General features: G+C 57.3%; 15 protein-coding genes. 7 read left to right on the forward strand and 8 right to left on the reverse strand.

Annotated elements, in window-relative coordinates:
* Positions 1–101: 101 nt before the first annotated feature.
* From rbfA to pnp, 4 genes are all read left to right on the forward strand, one after another.
* A complete protein-coding gene (rbfA, locus tag YBN1229_RS10185) occupies positions 102–509 on the forward strand; it encodes a 30S ribosome-binding factor RbfA (RefSeq protein WP_046480242.1) in 408 nt (135 codons plus the stop codon).
* Positions 510–568: 59 nt separating this feature from the next.
* A complete protein-coding gene (gene truB, locus YBN1229_RS10190; RefSeq protein ID WP_046478233.1) occupies positions 569–1,492 on the forward strand; it encodes a tRNA pseudouridine(55) synthase TruB in 924 nt (307 codons plus the stop codon).
* A 235-nt stretch (positions 1,493–1,727) separates the two neighbouring features.
* A complete protein-coding gene (gene rpsO / locus YBN1229_RS10195; protein WP_046478234.1) occupies positions 1,728–1,997 on the forward strand; it encodes a 30S ribosomal protein S15 in 270 nt (89 codons plus the stop codon).
* A 303-nt stretch (positions 1,998–2,300) separates the two neighbouring features.
* Positions 2,301–4,490 (forward strand): polyribonucleotide nucleotidyltransferase, encoded by a 2,190-nt coding sequence (gene pnp / locus YBN1229_RS10200; RefSeq protein WP_046478235.1) that lies wholly within the window; start codon positions 2,301–2,303, stop codon positions 4,488–4,490.
* Between the two features lie 109 nt (positions 4,491–4,599).
* On the opposite strand, the gene YBN1229_RS10205 is transcribed toward pnp, so the two are convergent.
* From YBN1229_RS10205 to fabA, 5 genes are all read right to left on the reverse strand, one after another.
* Positions 4,600–5,208, reverse strand: coding sequence for a hypothetical protein (locus tag YBN1229_RS10205; RefSeq protein ID WP_139165270.1), 609 nt, complete (start codon positions 5,206–5,208; stop codon positions 4,600–4,602).
* Positions 5,209–5,343: 135 nt separating this feature from the next.
* Complete coding sequence (locus tag YBN1229_RS10210; protein ID WP_046478237.1) at positions 5,344–6,216, reverse strand: glutamate racemase; 873 nt, start codon at positions 6,214–6,216, stop codon at positions 5,344–5,346.
* A gap of 54 nt (positions 6,217–6,270) precedes the next feature.
* Complete coding sequence (gene fabI, locus YBN1229_RS10215) at positions 6,271–7,140, reverse strand: enoyl-ACP reductase FabI (protein ID WP_046480243.1); 870 nt, start codon at positions 7,138–7,140, stop codon at positions 6,271–6,273.
* Between the two features lie 134 nt (positions 7,141–7,274).
* Positions 7,275–8,507 (reverse strand): beta-ketoacyl-ACP synthase I, encoded by a 1,233-nt coding sequence (gene fabB / locus YBN1229_RS10220; RefSeq protein ID WP_046478238.1) that lies wholly within the window; start codon positions 8,505–8,507, stop codon positions 7,275–7,277.
* Between the two features lie 93 nt (positions 8,508–8,600).
* Entirely contained in the window at positions 8,601–9,137 is a 537-nt protein-coding gene (gene fabA / locus YBN1229_RS10225; RefSeq protein WP_046478239.1) for a 3-hydroxyacyl-[acyl-carrier-protein] dehydratase FabA, read from the reverse strand.
* Between the two features lie 354 nt (positions 9,138–9,491).
* Between fabA and irrA the strand changes: the two genes are divergently transcribed.
* Positions 9,492–9,905, forward strand: coding sequence for an iron response transcriptional regulator IrrA (gene irrA, locus YBN1229_RS10230; protein WP_046478240.1), 414 nt, complete (start codon positions 9,492–9,494; stop codon positions 9,903–9,905).
* 37 nt (positions 9,906–9,942) lie between these two features.
* On the opposite strand, the gene YBN1229_RS10235 is transcribed toward irrA, so the two are convergent.
* The gene (locus tag YBN1229_RS10235; protein ID WP_090225847.1) at positions 9,943–10,536 is read right to left on the reverse strand and encodes an SH3 domain-containing protein; all 594 of its coding nucleotides are present in this window, start codon (positions 10,534–10,536) and stop codon (positions 9,943–9,945) included.
* Between the two features lie 218 nt (positions 10,537–10,754).
* On the opposite strand from YBN1229_RS10235, the gene YBN1229_RS10240 reads away from it, so the two are divergent.
* Entirely contained in the window at positions 10,755–11,753 is a 999-nt protein-coding gene (locus tag YBN1229_RS10240) for a 2-hydroxyacid dehydrogenase (RefSeq protein WP_046478241.1), read from the forward strand.
* Positions 11,754–11,783: 30 nt separating this feature from the next.
* On the opposite strand, the gene YBN1229_RS10245 is transcribed toward YBN1229_RS10240, so the two are convergent.
* The gene (locus YBN1229_RS10245) at positions 11,784–12,620 is read right to left on the reverse strand and encodes a HesA/MoeB/ThiF family protein (RefSeq protein WP_046478242.1); all 837 of its coding nucleotides are present in this window, start codon (positions 12,618–12,620) and stop codon (positions 11,784–11,786) included.
* A 136-nt stretch (positions 12,621–12,756) separates the two neighbouring features.
* Complete coding sequence (locus YBN1229_RS10250; RefSeq protein ID WP_046478243.1) at positions 12,757–13,764, reverse strand: NAD-dependent epimerase; 1,008 nt, start codon at positions 13,762–13,764, stop codon at positions 12,757–12,759.
* Positions 13,765–14,067: 303 nt separating this feature from the next.
* On the opposite strand from YBN1229_RS10250, the gene YBN1229_RS10255 reads away from it, so the two are divergent.
* Positions 14,068–14,898: a hypothetical protein gene (locus YBN1229_RS10255; protein ID WP_152024980.1), complete on the forward strand. Its 831-nt coding sequence runs from the start codon at positions 14,068–14,070 to the stop codon at positions 14,896–14,898.
* The last annotated feature ends 15 nt before the right edge of the window (positions 14,899–14,913 follow it).

Raw genomic sequence — 14,913 nt, forward strand, 5'->3', positions numbered from 1 at the left:
ACGACCCCTTTGACGTCATAGCGGCAATGGCTTGTCCCGCCGCGATGTCATGGATGAAGTTGACCGGCACGGCTGGTCTTCGACCCGTCAACGGAACTGATATGGCGAAACGATCCTCCAAATCTCCCGCCGGAGCGGGCCCGTCGCAAAGGCAGTTGCGCGTTGGAGAAATGATCCGGCATGCGATAGCCGAGATGCTAACGCGCGGTGAGATTCACGACGACGTCCTCGGGGCACATGTCATCACGGTTCCTGAGGTTCGTATGTCACCGGACCTGAAGCTTGCGACGATATTCGTCATGCCGCTTGGCGGTGGCGAGGCGATGGAACCTGTTCTTGCCGCGCTCGATCGGAATAAGAGGTTTTTACGTGGCGAGATTGCGCATGCCGTTAACTTGAAGTATGCCCCGGAACTCCGTTTCCGTGCCGACCGGAGCTTTGATGAAGCGCTGCGTATCGACGAGTTGCTGCACAGCCCCACCGTCCGACGGGACCTGGAAAACGACTGAGCATTAGTCTTCAACGCGCGGCTGGATATTTCACTCTCGGCCGATCAGCAGAGCACCATATGGCACGAAGAAAGAAAGGTAGGGCGGTCAACGGTTGGCTCGTCCTCGACAAGCCGCTCGGTCGCACGTCGACCCAAGCGCTGGGCGCAGTGAAACGCCTGTTCGATGCACAGAAGGCAGGCCATGCCGGGACACTCGATCCGTTGGCAACAGGTATCCTGCCGATCGCTTTCGGTGAAGCAACGAAGACTGTGTCCTATGCCGTTGATGGCGAGAAGGCATATCGTTTTACTGTGACCTGGGGGAACGAGCGCACGACGGACGATACGGAAGGCGAGATCGTAGCAAGCTCCGAGACGCGCCCCTCCGTTGCTGAGATCGAAGCGCTGTTGCCGCAATTCACAGGCGAAATCAGCCAGGTACCGCCGCAGTTCTCAGCGATCAAGGTGGCAGGAAACCGCGCTTACGATCTCGCCCGAGACGGCGAGGTTGTCGAGCTGCAGCCGCGCATTGTTAACATTGACGATCTACGTCTGCTTGGCGCGGTCGATGCGAACTCCGCGATTTTTGAAGCGGAGTGCGGCAAGGGGACCTATGTGCGGGCGATCGCGCGCGACCTCGGACGGGCCTTGGGCTGCTATGGCCATGTAAGTGAGCTCCGGCGCCTTGCCGTCGGCTCATTTACGGAGGAAGAAGCCGTTTCCATGGATGAGCTTGTGGCCGCCCACGAGGAAGGCGGAGCGGAAGCGTTGGACTCATATCTCCAACCCGTCGAGTCGGCCCTCGAAGACCTAACGGAACTCGCCGTAACCCCTTCGGACGCGTCTGAACTGGCCCGTGGCAAGACCATACTCCTGCGCGGTCGCGACGCCCCCGTGTTCACAGGCGGTTTTTTCGCCATGTGCAAGGGACAGCTCGTCGCCATCGGTGACGCGGAAAAAGGTCAACTCAGGCCGAACCGCGTCTTCAATCTAGGGCGGTAATCATCTTATCGTTAATTTGATTGCCCTGCGACGCAGCTTTACCGGGAATCAAGACCGCAGGTGCATCGAAAGATGCTGGTCACGAGCGCGTATTCGTGTATAAAGCCCCCAACGACGCGGGTCCCATGGGCCCGCGTTGTATGTTTGTGACCCAGCTGGACGACATCCCGGCTGTGGCCGCCTAGGGAAAGCTCTGAAGCTTTCCGTATCTTCTCGAATTGAAAGGACGATCCCGATGTCGATTACGGCAGAACGCAAGGCCGAACTCGTAAAGGAGTTCGGAACGAAAGAAGGCGATACCGGTTCTCCAGAAGTTCAGATCGCTATTCTGACCTCACGCATCACTTACCTTACTGAGCACTTCAAGACCCACAAGAAAGACAACCATTCACGTCGTGGTCTGCTCAAAATGGTAAGCCAGCGGCGCCATCTCCTGGACTATGTCAAGGCTAAGGACGTTTCTCGCTATCAGAAGCTCATCGAACGCCTCGGCATCCGCCGTTAATTTGCGCGTTTTATCGCGCGCGGCTTGGCCTAGGGCGCAAATTTTGACACGTCCGCTCATGTGGGATGCTGCCGTCAGGTCTGGCGGCAGCATCTACCGCCCGAGCCTGTCCAAGTGCGAATTCTACAAACACCAACATTTGTGCGGTTCGCTTTTCAGTGAACTTTTTGTGCCTGCAACGCGGGACGGTCTCGGCCGCTCCGCGATAGGGCGCGCCTTGTGACTGGAAACTTTTTGCTATCGCTGAAAATGCGCTAGAACCGCGCTCGTACGAAACAAAGACCGAAACGAAAGACGAAAAGCATGTTCGACATTCATCGCGTGGAAATTGACTGGGGGGGGCGTCCGCTGCGCCTCGAGACGGGCCACATGGCGCGCCAGGCCGACGCCGCCGTTTATGCACAGTACGGTGAGACCAGCGTGCTCGCGACCGTAGTCGCTGCCAAGCAGCCCAAGCCGGGCATCGACTTTTTCCCGTTGACCGTAAATTACCAGGAAAAGACCTACGCGGCCGGCAAGATCCCCGGTGGTTATTTCAAACGCGAAGGCCGGCCGACGGAAAAGGAAACGTTGACGTCGCGGCTCATTGACCGCCCCATTCGCCCGCTGTTCGTGCAGGGCTTCAAAAACGAAGTTCAGGTCATCGTCACCGTTCTTTCCCACGACATGGAGAACGATCCTGACGTTCTCGGCATGGTCGCTGCGTCTGCAGCGCTGACGCTGTCCGGCGTTCCCTTCCTCGGGCCGATCGCTGCGGCACGCGTTGGTCGCATCAATGGTGAGCTTGTCCTCAATCCCATGCTGGACGAGATGGCCGAAAGCGAGCTGGATCTCGTGATCGCAGGCACCGAAGACGCGGTCATGATGGTCGAGTCTGAAGCCAAGGAACTGGGCGAAGACGTTATGCTAAAGGCCGTGATGTTCGGCCATGAGCATTTCCAGCCGGTCATCCAGGCCATCATCAAGCTGGCTGAGACTGCCGCCAAGGAACCCTGGGACATCACGCTTCCCGACACGGGCAAGTACAAGGAAGCTGTCCGCGCCATTGCTGAGGCAGATCTAAAGGTTGCCTTCTCGACGCCCGAGAAGCAAAAGCGCAACGACATGGTTGCCGCCGTCAAGGAAAAGGTCTTCGCGGAAATCGAAGTTCCTGAAGATGCGCCTGAAGACAAGGGTCTGCTTGCCAGCGCATTCAAAGCGCTCGAGTCCGACATCATGCGCTCATCCGTGGTCGACACGGGGCATCGCATCGACGGACGCGATCTTAAGACGGTTCGCCCGATCATGTCGGAGGTTGATGTTCTGCCGCGTACGCATGGCTCCGCGCTGTTCACGCGTGGTGAGACCCAGGCTCTGGTAGTGGCGACACTTGGCACCGGTGAAGACGAGCAGTTTGTGGATTCGCTCGAAGGAACGCGCAAGGAGCGCTTCCTGCTTCACTATAACTTCCCCCCCTACTCCGTGGGTGAAACGGGCCGTATGGGGAGCCCCGGCCGTCGTGAAATCGGTCACGGCAAGCTCGCATGGCGCGCCGTGCATCCTCTGATGCCGACGGCGGAGGAATTCCCCTACACCATCCGCGTGGTGTCCGAAATCACCGAAAGTAACGGGTCGTCTTCGATGGCGACGGTGTGCGGCACGTCCTTGGCACTTATGGACGCTGGCGTCCCGCTCAAGTCGCCCGTCGCCGGTATTGCCATGGGCTTGATCAAGGAAGGCGACAAGTTCGCCGTTCTCTCCGACATTCTCGGCGACGAAGACCACCTCGGCGATATGGACTTCAAAGTCGCGGGTACGACCAACGGCGTCACTTCGCTTCAGATGGACATCAAGATTACCGGCATCACGGAAGAGATTATGCGGGTGGCACTTGATCAGGCCAGAGATGGCCGCATGCATATCCTTCAAGAGATGTCGAAGGCTCTGACGGATGCGCGTTCGGAACTGGGCGAACATGCTCCACGTATCGAAACGATCCAGATCCCGACGGACAAGATCCGCGAAGTCATCGGTTCGGGTGGCTCGGTTATTCGTTCGATCGTCGAAGAGTCGGGCGCCAAGATCGATATCAATGACGACGGTACGGTGAAGATCGCAGCCGCTAAGCGTGAGTCGATTGAAGCAGCCCTGAGCCGCATCCGCTCCATCACCACCGAGCCTGAGGTTGGCACGATCTACAAGGGTAAGGTCGTTAAGGTTATGGACTTCGGTGCCTTTGTGAACTTCTTCGGCGCCCGCGATGGTCTGGTTCACATTTCGCAACTGAGCCAGGGTCGTCCTGAAACCGTCAGTGAAGTGGTCAAGGAAGGTCAGGAAGTTTACGTCAAACTCCTTGGCTTCGACGATCGGGGTAAGGTTCGCCTGTCCATGAAGGTTGTCGACCAGTCCACGGGCCAGGAAATTCCCCGTGCCGAAGGCGAAGCTGAAGATACAGGTGGTGGAGACCGTGGAGATCGTCCGCGCCGTGACCGCCGTCCACGCCGAGATGCGTAAGCCTTCTCGATAAAAGAATAAAAAAGCGCCGTTGAAATCCAACGGCGCTTTTTTCTTGGAAATGTTACGGCCCCAGCGGCTGATCCTTTGTTCGCCACCCGCCAGATGTTTATCGGTTCCTGGGTGAGCCGAAGGGCATAGGTTCGCCGCGAAGCAGCCACGTATCGAGCCACGCATAGTTTTCGTTGACGTCGATGGTATCGTTTTTAGAGGCTAGACCGGTGCGGGAACTGCTTTCGAAAGGCGATTGGCGTTCCCCATCTTCACAAAAACCCTTCGGTGCGGCAGCGACATCCACATACGCTGCTAACAACGGCGACAGAATGGGCTCTCCCTGCGTTTGCTCGAAAAGCCAAGTTTTGCCGAAGCACGTGATGATCGAAACTGAAGTCTGATCCAGGGCTTCGTAAGCTAACGCGTCGAGACCAGCATCGCTATCCGCGGGAGGCAGTGTCCCGTCAAATGCAACTGTGGTTGCGTACAGACACACATTACTGCCCGTTCGCCACGCGTGCGCGCTGACTGCGGCACCAGCAAAATCACGCGTGTAGAATCGCTGGGGTGTGCCATACCGCATGAGATCATTGAGCATGTCGTGATAGACTAGCGAGAAAGACATCCGCGCTGATAGGCGTTGTTCCCAGCTCCAGTCTTTTGAGGCTTCCAGTAAGGTCTCCGGTTGCCCGCTCCGTATCGTGAGTATCTGCCATTTGGGCATCGTCACCGCCACATTTCACCGTTCCCGCGATTGTAGACAAAGACCAGGTGGGCTTGTCGAGCCCTTTCGCTTACAATCGTTCAGTTCAAGTGAAGCGCGCCGGATATGCAACGCAATTGTGGCAAGGAAGCAAGCCTAGGAACGTGTGTACTCTAATGCAGATTCGAAGGATGGAGCATCTGGCCAGAAAACTTGGGCCAGCGAGCTGGCCTCCCGCGCATTGCCCGTCGTCATGAGGCGGACATGGGATTGATTCGCTATGGAGGAACTATCAGCGACAAAATGCGGACGACGGTGAAGATAATCTTCGAGACTATCAGCGACGATCTGCGGCTGGGACAGAATGCGCGTGAATGGGGGCAGATGACGCGCGAAGAGATGCTCCACCAAAGGAAAATGCGTGCAACCTAAAATCGCACGATGCGGCGGCGTGTCGTGGGTCTGGGACAGTAAACCGGCTACCCCCTCTTGCACCAGAGCATCCAGTTCCGCTTCTGGCGCCTCGTGCTCAATCGCTCCAGCTAAGTTCGCGCAAATCTGCTGCACGACCACGACTTTTGGGCAGCGTTTGCGAATCTCTTCTCTGTAGACGTTCGAAGAAATTGTTCTGGTGGTGCCGAACACGGCAATGATGTCGGTATTGTACTTCTGCGGATATTGCGGGGCTGTAACGGCCCAGGGTGTCTGCGTCGCAGCTTCCACCGTCGGCGCAACGATGCCCAGGATGTTGTGTCCGCCCCATTGGGACTTCGGCAGCCAATTCTGCTGAAGCTGCCGGGCAGCCACTGCCGTTGCGGTATTACAGCCCAAGATGACGAGACGCGCACCAAGCCGAAACAGCGTCTCGACACCTTGACGCGTCAGGTCCACGACCTCCTCGGACGACCGGTTGCCGTAGGGTACGTGAGCATGATCGCCGAGGTACGTGAACGAAATCTGAGGGAACCGCGCCGCGAGTTCGCGCAGCACAGTCAGTCCCCCCAACCCTGAATCGAAAACCCCGATCATTGAAGCGTTCTGCGCTCGCCGTGACGATGCGTCAAGTTACTAGCAATTGGAGCCTTATTCGGCCGCTTCCGAAGGTGACCGGCCGGCGGCATCTGCATCTGCTTCTTGCTCCTTAAGAGCTTCGAGCGTCGGCATTGCCACTGTGCTATAACCGCAGTCGACGAAGTGAACTTCGCCCGTTACCGCGCCTCCCATGTCGGACAGCAGATAAAGCGCCGAGCCGCCGACTTCGTCGAGCGTTGGCGTGCGCCGCAAGGGCGAATGATCGCGCTGATAGTTGAAAATGACGCGCGCATCCGAAATGCCGGAGCCGGCAAGAGTTCGCATTGGCCCCGCCGACACGGCGTTGACACGAATGCCTTGCGGGCCCAGGTCGGCCGCGAGATATCGTACCGAGGCTTCCAGCGCAGCCTTAGCGACGCCCATCACGTTGTAGGACGGCACCCATCGCGTCGCCCCACCATACGTAAGCGTAAGCAACGATCCGCCGTTTGGCATCAGCTCTGCGGCCCGCTTCGCGATTTCAGTGAAGGAGAAGCACGAGATAACCATGGTATTCACGAAGTTATCACGCGTCGTATCCGCGTATCGGCCATGCAACTCACGGCGGTCAGAAAAAGCCAACGCATGAACGATAAAGTCCAGGCTGCCCCAGGTTTTTTTGATTTCTTCAAAAACCTTATCGACACTATCGAGATCACTGACATCGCAAGGCACAATGATCTTAGAGCCCACCGATTCAGCCAGGGGAATGGCGCGGCGCCCGAACGCCTCTCCTTGATAGGTAAAGGCCAGATCCGCACCCTGCCCGGCCAATACCCGTGCAATGCCCCATGCGATCGAGCGATCATTAGCGACGCCCATGACAAGGCCACGTTTGCCCGCAAGCAAAGGACCGGGTTTTGCAAAATCAGTCTGGGTCATGCGAGCCCTTCTTTCTGCGCCCGCGGCGCGTCCAACAGTGTCGAACCAGCCAGTGCCGGTAGTGTCGCGTTTCATGTCGGACGAACCTCTAAGCAGGGACCTGATGTCCCCCTATCGCCGCGACATAAGTGAGATCAGGTTTCGGAGCGGCGGAACACCAGACTCGCATTTGTTCCGCCAAAACCGAAACTGTTCGACATTACACAGTTAAGCGTTACGTCGTCCAACCTCTGGCGCGCGATCGGCACCCCTTCGAACTCAGGGTCTAATTCGTCGATATTTGCACTTTCGCAAACAAAGCCGGCATTCATCATTAAGAGTGAATAGATGGCTTCCTGCACCCCGACAGCACCCATCGAGTGACCGGTGAGTGATTTTGTCGCCGAGATGTGGGGGATATTCTCTCCGAAAACGGCGCGAATGGCATCAATTTCGCGTGCGTCACCCACCGGTGTGGAAGTGGCATGTGGATTAATATAATCGATATCGCAGCCCAGGCCTTTACCATCAAGGCCTTGCATCGCCAATTTCATGCACCGCGCCGCGCCCTCGCCTGAGGGGGCAACCATATCAAAGCCGTCCGAAGTGGCCCCGTAACCGACAAGTTCGCCATAAATCTTGGCGCCGCGCGCACGGGCGTGTTCCAGCTCCTCAAGCACCAGCATGCCGGCGCCCCCTGCGATCACAAAGCCGTCTCTATTCTTGTCATAGGCCCGGCTTGCACGTTGAGGAGCATCGTTGTGGCCGGACGACATCGCGCCCATCGCGTCGAAAAGGACGGACAGGGTCCAGTCCAGCTCTTCGCAGCCACCGGCGAACATGATGTCCTGCTTGCCCCAGGCGATATGCTCTGCAGCATTGCCAATGCAATGCGCTGACGTCGAGCATGCCGAGGAGATTGAGTAATTTACACCCTTGATCTCAAAACTCGTCGCGAGAACCGCTGAAGGCCCTGAACACATTGCCTTCGGGACCTCGAATGGTCCGACCTTTTTCGGGCCACGTTCCTGGGTCGTCTGAGCAGCACGTACGATCGCGACCGTGGAAGGGCCGCCCGCACCAACAATAATGCCGGTACGCTCATTGACGACCTCGGAGGACTCAAGACCGGCATCGCGAATGGCCTGATCCATAGCGATGTAATTCCAGCCGACGCCGGCCTCCATGAAGCGCTTCGGCTTACGGGGGACCTGGGTTTCCCAGTCTATATTCGGCGCCCCGTGAACGTGGCAGCGGAACCCGAGTTCGGCATATTTGTCTGCCCTGACGACGCCGGATTTGGCCTCGCGCAAAGACGCAAGGACCTCCTGGGTGTTGTTCCCGATTGAGGAAACGATGCCCATCCCGGTGACGACGACGCGTCTCATCAAAATCCCTTTCCCTCACGGAGCCCATGCATTGAAGAGGCCCCGGATTTGAATTGGTGTCGCAGTTTTGGAGCGGGGCTCCACGGGCGGAGTTTATGCCCTCGCTACCGCGTCCCCTGTCTCGAACAGTCCGACACGCAGGTCGCTGGCTGTATAGATAGTTTGTCCGTCGGCTTTTAGGGTTCCATCGGCGATGGCCAACTTCAGCTTACGTAAAATAACCCGCTTTAAATCGACGATGTACTCCACGCGTTGCACGGTTGGCACCACCATTCCGGTGAACTTCACTTCGCCAACGCCAAGAGCGCGGCCGCGTCCTGGGGCGCCGAGCCAACCCAGAAAGAAACCAGTCATCTGCCACAGCGCATCAAGTCCCAGGCACCCCGGCATGACCGGGTCACCTTCAAAATGGCATTTGAAGAACCAGTCGAGCTTCGGATTGCCTGCCACTTTGAGTTCGGCCACGATTTGGCCTTTGCCGTGCGCGCCGCCGGTTTCAGAGATCGAAGTTATGCGATCAAACATCAACATGGGCGGGAGCGGAAGCTGGGCATTGCCCGGTCCGAACAGTTCTCCGCGTCCGCAGGCGATCAGATCGTCGTAGTCAAAGTTTGGTCGCCGCTCAGCCATGGGCCTCGTTTCGAATCCCCCGTAGTTGTTTCATTAACCTGCCGCTTGTGGCGCGCACCAAGAAGGCGCCGACGCACATGGGGTCAATCTGGTAACACACTCACCAAGACCTTCAAATGGCAAACGGTTGGGTCGTCAAGGTGCTTTAACCTTCCGCTAACTGTCTGTAGAACGCGGCCAAGTTGCAGGACGTAACGCTTGCAGATATATTAAGCAGAGCATTCTATACCGCTTAGCTGGGCAAAAGCCGTCTAAGATTACGTGCTTGGGGCGTCTGTGCGAAAGTGGCAGGATGCCCCATTGTACGACGAAACCTAAGGAACTCGCCTCGCGCGAGGTAGTGATAACGCAGATATGCGCACGGAAGCCGACCGCTACATAGAAAAGATTCTTCGCCAAGCAGGGCTAAGGCCAACGCGTCAACGTGTTGCGCTCGCTCAACTGCTTTTTTGCGGGCAAGATCGCCACGTCACGGCTGAATTGCTTCATGACGAGGTTGAGAAGGCGGGCGAGCAAGTTTCTTTGGCGACGGTGTACAACACGCTACATCAATTCAAGCGTGCCGGGCTGCTGCGCGAATTGGCGATCGACAGTACAAAGACCTACTTCGATACCAACACCTCGAATCACAACCATTACTTCCTAGAGCCGGAAGGTGTTCTGGTGGACATCCCCAGCCATTCGATTCGGGTCGACGGACTCCCGGAACCGCCGGAAGGCACAAAGATTTCTCACATCGACGTAATTGTGCGCCTCGTGAAAGAATAAGTCGTCACACTCAGTGCAGAAAGCGGAAGATATTCCGCTATTTAATGATTTCATCGGGGTAAACACCCCACAGCTTCTTCTGCGCGACGTACCCCCGATACTTGTCGACGGAAACGAAGCACCACTCGCCGTCGCATTCATGAATGTCCGCGACGACACCCGCTTCAACCATCGCAACCGGTCTCGAACCCTCACTTTCTCGAGACGCAAGTGCAACCTGAGGCCGTTCTTGGGATGACTTTACATCCCAAGGAAGAATCTGTGCCGTTCGGCGCCCGGAGAGAAGCGACCCTAGGACCCATCCCGTCGTTCCTTCTGCATCGCGCACCTGCCGCCAGCCCTCGAATTCTTTGATGATTTCAACGGGAAGGCCCGCTCGGCGAAAGACCCAGGATGTGGGGTAGTCCGTGCCTGGTCCCTTGCGAAGGTTAACGCGGTTGGACTTCAGGCTGACAAAGCGCGGAACCTTAAACTGCGTTCCGCCTTCTTGGGCAGCCGCAGATCCGGCAAAAAGGCCTCCAGCCATCAGGGCCACGGAGAGGAGGAAGGCGGTGGAGACGCCGAATCGGCCGTGCCGTTTGATTCGCGAACCGCTGTTTCGCGCTGTTGTCCCGCTTGCTCGTGCCCGCATTTTAATTCTGACTTCTCCTTGAAAGCGCGTACATGGTGAGGAACCTGCCACCAATCCAGTGTTTAAGCTCAATCTGTCCGCTAGCTTTGTCATTGCGATGACCATCTGTTAGAGAAGGCCGATCCGACTTTCGGACCTACCGACGGCGCCCGTGTCGACCGCGACATTCAAGCCCATCGCGCGACCCGGAAGCTAAACCTCCGACCAGCAAGACACCCATGCCCAACAGCCCCAAAAAGCCCGTTGTCATCGTTACGCGCAAGTTGCCAGAGGTCGTCGAGACCCGCATGCGTGAATTGTTTGAAGCCCACTTGAACGTTGCCGACGAGCCGATGTCGCAAGCGGAGCTTGTCGAGGCGGTCAAAACGGCTGACGTTCTCGTGCCGACGGTGACCGATCGGATTGATCGGGCCGTGATTTCTCAGGCGGGTGAAAAGCTGAAGCTTATCGCAAACTTCGGTACTGGCGTCGATAACATCGATCTTGATACAGCCCGCAACCGCGGCATTACCGTGACCAATACGCCAGGTGTGTTGACCGAGGATACCGCCGACATGACCATGGCGCTGATCCTCTCCGTCCCCCGGCGTCTCGCTGAAGCGACGCAGTATCTGAAAGATCCTGCCAACGAGTGGCATGGATGGTCGCCAACCTGGATGCTCGGCCATCGCATCTATGGCAAGCGGTTGGGGATCATCGGAATGGGGCGCATCGGAAGTGCCGTGGCACGGCGCGCCAAGGCGTTCGGGCTGCAGATACACTATCACAATCGCCGCCGGCTGCCTGAGGAGATCGAACAGGAATACGAGGCGACCTACTGGGATAGCCTGGACCAGATGCTGGCGCGCATGGACATTATTTCTGTGAACTGCCCGCACACCCCGGCGACCTACCATCTTCTCTCTGCACGCCGGCTCCGGCTGATGAAGCCGACGGCTTACATCGTCAATACAGCGCGCGGTGAGGTGATTGATGAGAACGAGCTGGCACGATTAGTTGAAGCCGAAGCAATTGCTGGGGCCGGCCTCGACGTATTTGAGCACGAGCCTGCCGTGAACCCGAAGTTGCTGCGCTCAAGCCGCGTTGTCGCGTTACCGCATATGGGGTCGGCGACGCTGGAAGGCCGCGTCGACATGGGTGAAAAGGTCATCATCAACATCAAGACGTTCATGGACGGTCACAATCCGCCTGACCGTGTCCATCCTGCGATGTTCTGAGGCCTTTTCGAACGATCGAGGCTGAATGCGCTACGTGGCGGCACAGGCCGCGATAGCTTCTGTGCCATCATGCATCGAAAGGTCGATGATGGTCGGATTTTTGCCCGAGAGCTCATTCTCGGGATCCCAGCCGATTGAGACGCTCTCAACACGTGATCCCAGGGCATCGTAGATCAACAAGCGGCCGGCCAGGGTCTCACCGGCACCGGTGATCTCCTTGAGGACTTCGGTTGCCTGCAGAGTACCAATGACGCCAACGACGGCTCCAAGGACGCCGACCTCGGAGCAGTTCGCTACCGTTCCCGGTGGTGGAGCCTCGGGGAAAATGCAGCGGTAGCTCGGCCAAGGTGTCCCGTCCGGCCGCTTCTCGTGCGGCTTGAGTGTCGTCACATAGCCGTCGAATGGCCCAACAGCACCGAACACCAACGTCTTGCGTGCAAAATAGCAGGCGTCAGAGACTAGATAGCGTGTTGCGAAATTATCCGAGCCATCACACACCAAGTCGAACTGCTCAATGATTTGCAGTGCGTTGTCCGATGTCAGTCGAAAATTGAATGTCTCGACGTCGACATGCGGATTGAGACGGTTGATAGTCTTGCGGGCGCTTTCGACCTTCGGCACGCCGACGTCTGCTGTGTCATGGACGATCTGGCGCTGAAGATTGTCGAGCGAGACGATATCGTCATCGATAAGGCCGATCGTACCAACGCCTGCCGCCGCGAGATAAAGCGCGATTGGAGAGCCTAATCCACCCGCGCCGATAAGAAGAACCCGCGCTTTCTTGAGCTGTTGCTGCCCTGGTCCCCCAACATCCTTGAGTACCAGATGGCGCTTGTAACGCTGAATTTCCTCAGGAGTGAGTGCCATTGATCCGTGTCCATCATGATAGAGCCTGACGTGCGGGGTAGGGCACACGCACGTCCTTCAGGCCGGTCTCGTTAAACACTAGCATCTGTGATCAAAAAATGCGCTAGGCCTTGCTCTATGACGGAACTCGGCGGTCTTACTGGGCGTAGTAGTCGCGATACCAGGTTACGAATTTCTCGATTCCGGCTTCCAGTGGTGTTGCGGGAGCAAAGCCCACATCCCGGGCCAAGTCATCCACGTCGGCAAACGTTTTTTCCACGTCGCCTGCCTGCATGGGCAGCATAATCTTTTCAGCTGTCTTGCCGAGAGTGCGTTCAATAGCAGCCACGAAGTCGAGCAACGCGACGGGTTCGTGATTGCCGATATTGTAAAGTCTGTAGGGCGCGGAAGATGTCGCGGGATCAGGCGCCGACCCGGACCATTGTGAGTTGGGCTGCGCGATGGAATGCATCGTTCGCACGACCCCTTCGACAATGTCGTCAATGTAGGTAAAGTCGCGCGCGTGGTGCCCGTGATTGAATATTTCGATGGGCTCGCCTGCGAGTATTTTGCGGGTGAACAGGAACAGCGCCATGTCGGGGCGCCCCCAGGGTCCGTAGACTGTGAAAAAACGGAGCCCGGTTACCGGAATGCGGTAAAGGTGCGCATAAGTATGCGCCATGAGTTCGTTGGACTTCTTGGTGGCGGCATAGAGACTCAACGGATGGTCGACGTTCTGATGCACCGAGAAGGGAACGCTTTCATTGGCCCCATAAACAGAGCTTGATGACGCGTAGACCAAATGCCCGACTTGGGTTTGTCGGCATCCTTCAAGGATATTCATGAATCCGACGACGTTTGAATCGATGTAGGCATTCGGATTCTTAAGTGAGTAACGTACGCCCGCCTGAGCGGCGAGATGAACAACGCGATCGAAATTATGCGCGCCAAAAAGTTCAGCCATGCTTGCGCGGTCGGCAATATCCAGCCGCAGGAAAGAAAAGCGTTCATGCGGCTTGAGCTGAGCCAGCCGGGCCTGCTTCAGCGACGGATCGTAGTAATCGTTTAGATTATCAAGACCAATGACGTCATGACCCTCGTCGAGTAATCGCCGCGCTACAAAATACCCGATAAAGCCGGCGGCTCCAGTCACGAGAATCTTCACGTCCTAACTCCTGAATAGATGAGATTGCTATATAGCTTACAACCGCAGGCGGTTATGTGATGCTCGACACGAGTTTGTAAACGCATTCATGCCTGAGTAGAGGGCGTTGCGGCACTTATATGCTTTGCGTGTACGTCGATCGCCTTTTTCGGGGCAATAGGCAGCGTTTTCGCAACTAGAATCAAAAATACATGCCGCTCACGAAGGCAAAGCCTTTTCCCGTCAGCTATGAAACGCCGAATCATGGTTTCCTGGCTCTCAACTGGGATCCGGATCAACATTCTGCGAGCTAAAGAAAGAGCCGTGAAACCTTCACAACCATCCGGACCGACGGAATCGCGCGTCTGGTATGCGCACGACCTTGTCGTGCCAGAGAAGCGCGAAACCAAGGTGCGCGAGTCGGCGGTCGCTGCGGCCGCCCGACAGGCGTTGGAATCTACAAATTCCATGCCGGTGCGCACGCGGCGTCCGCGGCGCGCGCTTTGGCTTGCCGGTGTGGGGCTCGCCGGAGCAACGGCGGCCCTGATGATGATCCCCTGGTCTCCAGAGCCAAACGATGGGCCAGCAACGGCGACAGGCACATCCTCGGGTGTAGACGTCGCTTCCATTAAAGAAAAGGTTCCAGTCGACGTCGGCGACACCGATAAGCCTTCGGCCCCGGCGATCATAGCTGTCGAAAAAGATCCCCCTGTCGCTCAGCCTGCCAATCAGGATCTGGCTACAGCACCCCGTCCGGCAACCGACCGTACGCCGCCCGAAACAGGATCGCTCGGTCAGCCACGGGTTGCTGGCTATACAGCGACCAATGCTGATCCCGCGGAAACTGAAAATCTAGGCGGCGTAGATCCCAGCCAGCTGCCAGTTACTATCGCGCGTCCCGATAGCGATGCGGGCGAGATCAGGTCGAGCCGCGCGGCTCCTGAAATCGACGTGATAGAGATGGAAGACGAAAAAGGCGAGACCAGTAACAAGAATGACTCGTCTTCCAGAAGCGCTGGCCGTCAAAGAAAGGTTCAGCCGCGCGCCAACAAGCAAGCGGCCGAGTATTATGAGACCGGCGACTGTGCAATGCCGTCCTGGGCGTGGCGTGTGTTTGGATTTAGTGAGCCGGTCAAGCGCAAGCCGTCCTGCTGAGAGCAGACACACGTA

Source organism: Candidatus Filomicrobium marinum, from assembly GCF_000981545.1.
GTDB classification, from domain to species: Bacteria; Pseudomonadota; Alphaproteobacteria; order Rhizobiales; family Hyphomicrobiaceae; genus Filomicrobium; species Filomicrobium insigne.

Coding starts and splice junctions, on each gene's coding strand:
- YBN1229_RS10240 (WP_046478241.1), top strand. CDS start 10,755: ATGCCCAACAGCCCCAAAAAGCCCGTTGTCATCGTTACGCGCAAGTTG.
- truB (WP_046478233.1), top strand. CDS start 569: ATGGCACGAAGAAAGAAAGGTAGGGCGGTCAACGGTTGGCTCGTCCTC.
- rbfA (WP_046480242.1), top strand. CDS start 102: ATGGCGAAACGATCCTCCAAATCTCCCGCCGGAGCGGGCCCGTCGCAA.
- irrA (WP_046478240.1), top strand. CDS start 9,492: ATGCGCACGGAAGCCGACCGCTACATAGAAAAGATTCTTCGCCAAGCA.
- fabI (WP_046480243.1), bottom strand. CDS start 7,140: ATGACCCAGACTGATTTTGCAAAACCCGGTCCTTTGCTTGCGGGCAAA.
- YBN1229_RS10245 (WP_046478242.1), bottom strand. CDS start 12,620: ATGGCACTCACTCCTGAGGAAATTCAGCGTTACAAGCGCCATCTGGTA.
- rpsO (WP_046478234.1), top strand. CDS start 1,728: ATGTCGATTACGGCAGAACGCAAGGCCGAACTCGTAAAGGAGTTCGGA.
- YBN1229_RS10205 (WP_139165270.1), bottom strand. CDS start 5,208: ATGCCCAAATGGCAGATACTCACGATACGGAGCGGGCAACCGGAGACC.
- YBN1229_RS10235 (WP_090225847.1), bottom strand. CDS start 10,536: ATGCGGGCACGAGCAAGCGGGACAACAGCGCGAAACAGCGGTTCGCGA.
- fabB (WP_046478238.1), bottom strand. CDS start 8,507: ATGAGACGCGTCGTCGTCACCGGGATGGGCATCGTTTCCTCAATCGGG.
- pnp (WP_046478235.1), top strand. CDS start 2,301: ATGTTCGACATTCATCGCGTGGAAATTGACTGGGGGGGGCGTCCGCTG.
- fabA (WP_046478239.1), bottom strand. CDS start 9,137: ATGGCTGAGCGGCGACCAAACTTTGACTACGACGATCTGATCGCCTGC.
- YBN1229_RS10210 (WP_046478237.1), bottom strand. CDS start 6,216: ATGATCGGGGTTTTCGATTCAGGGTTGGGGGGACTGACTGTGCTGCGC.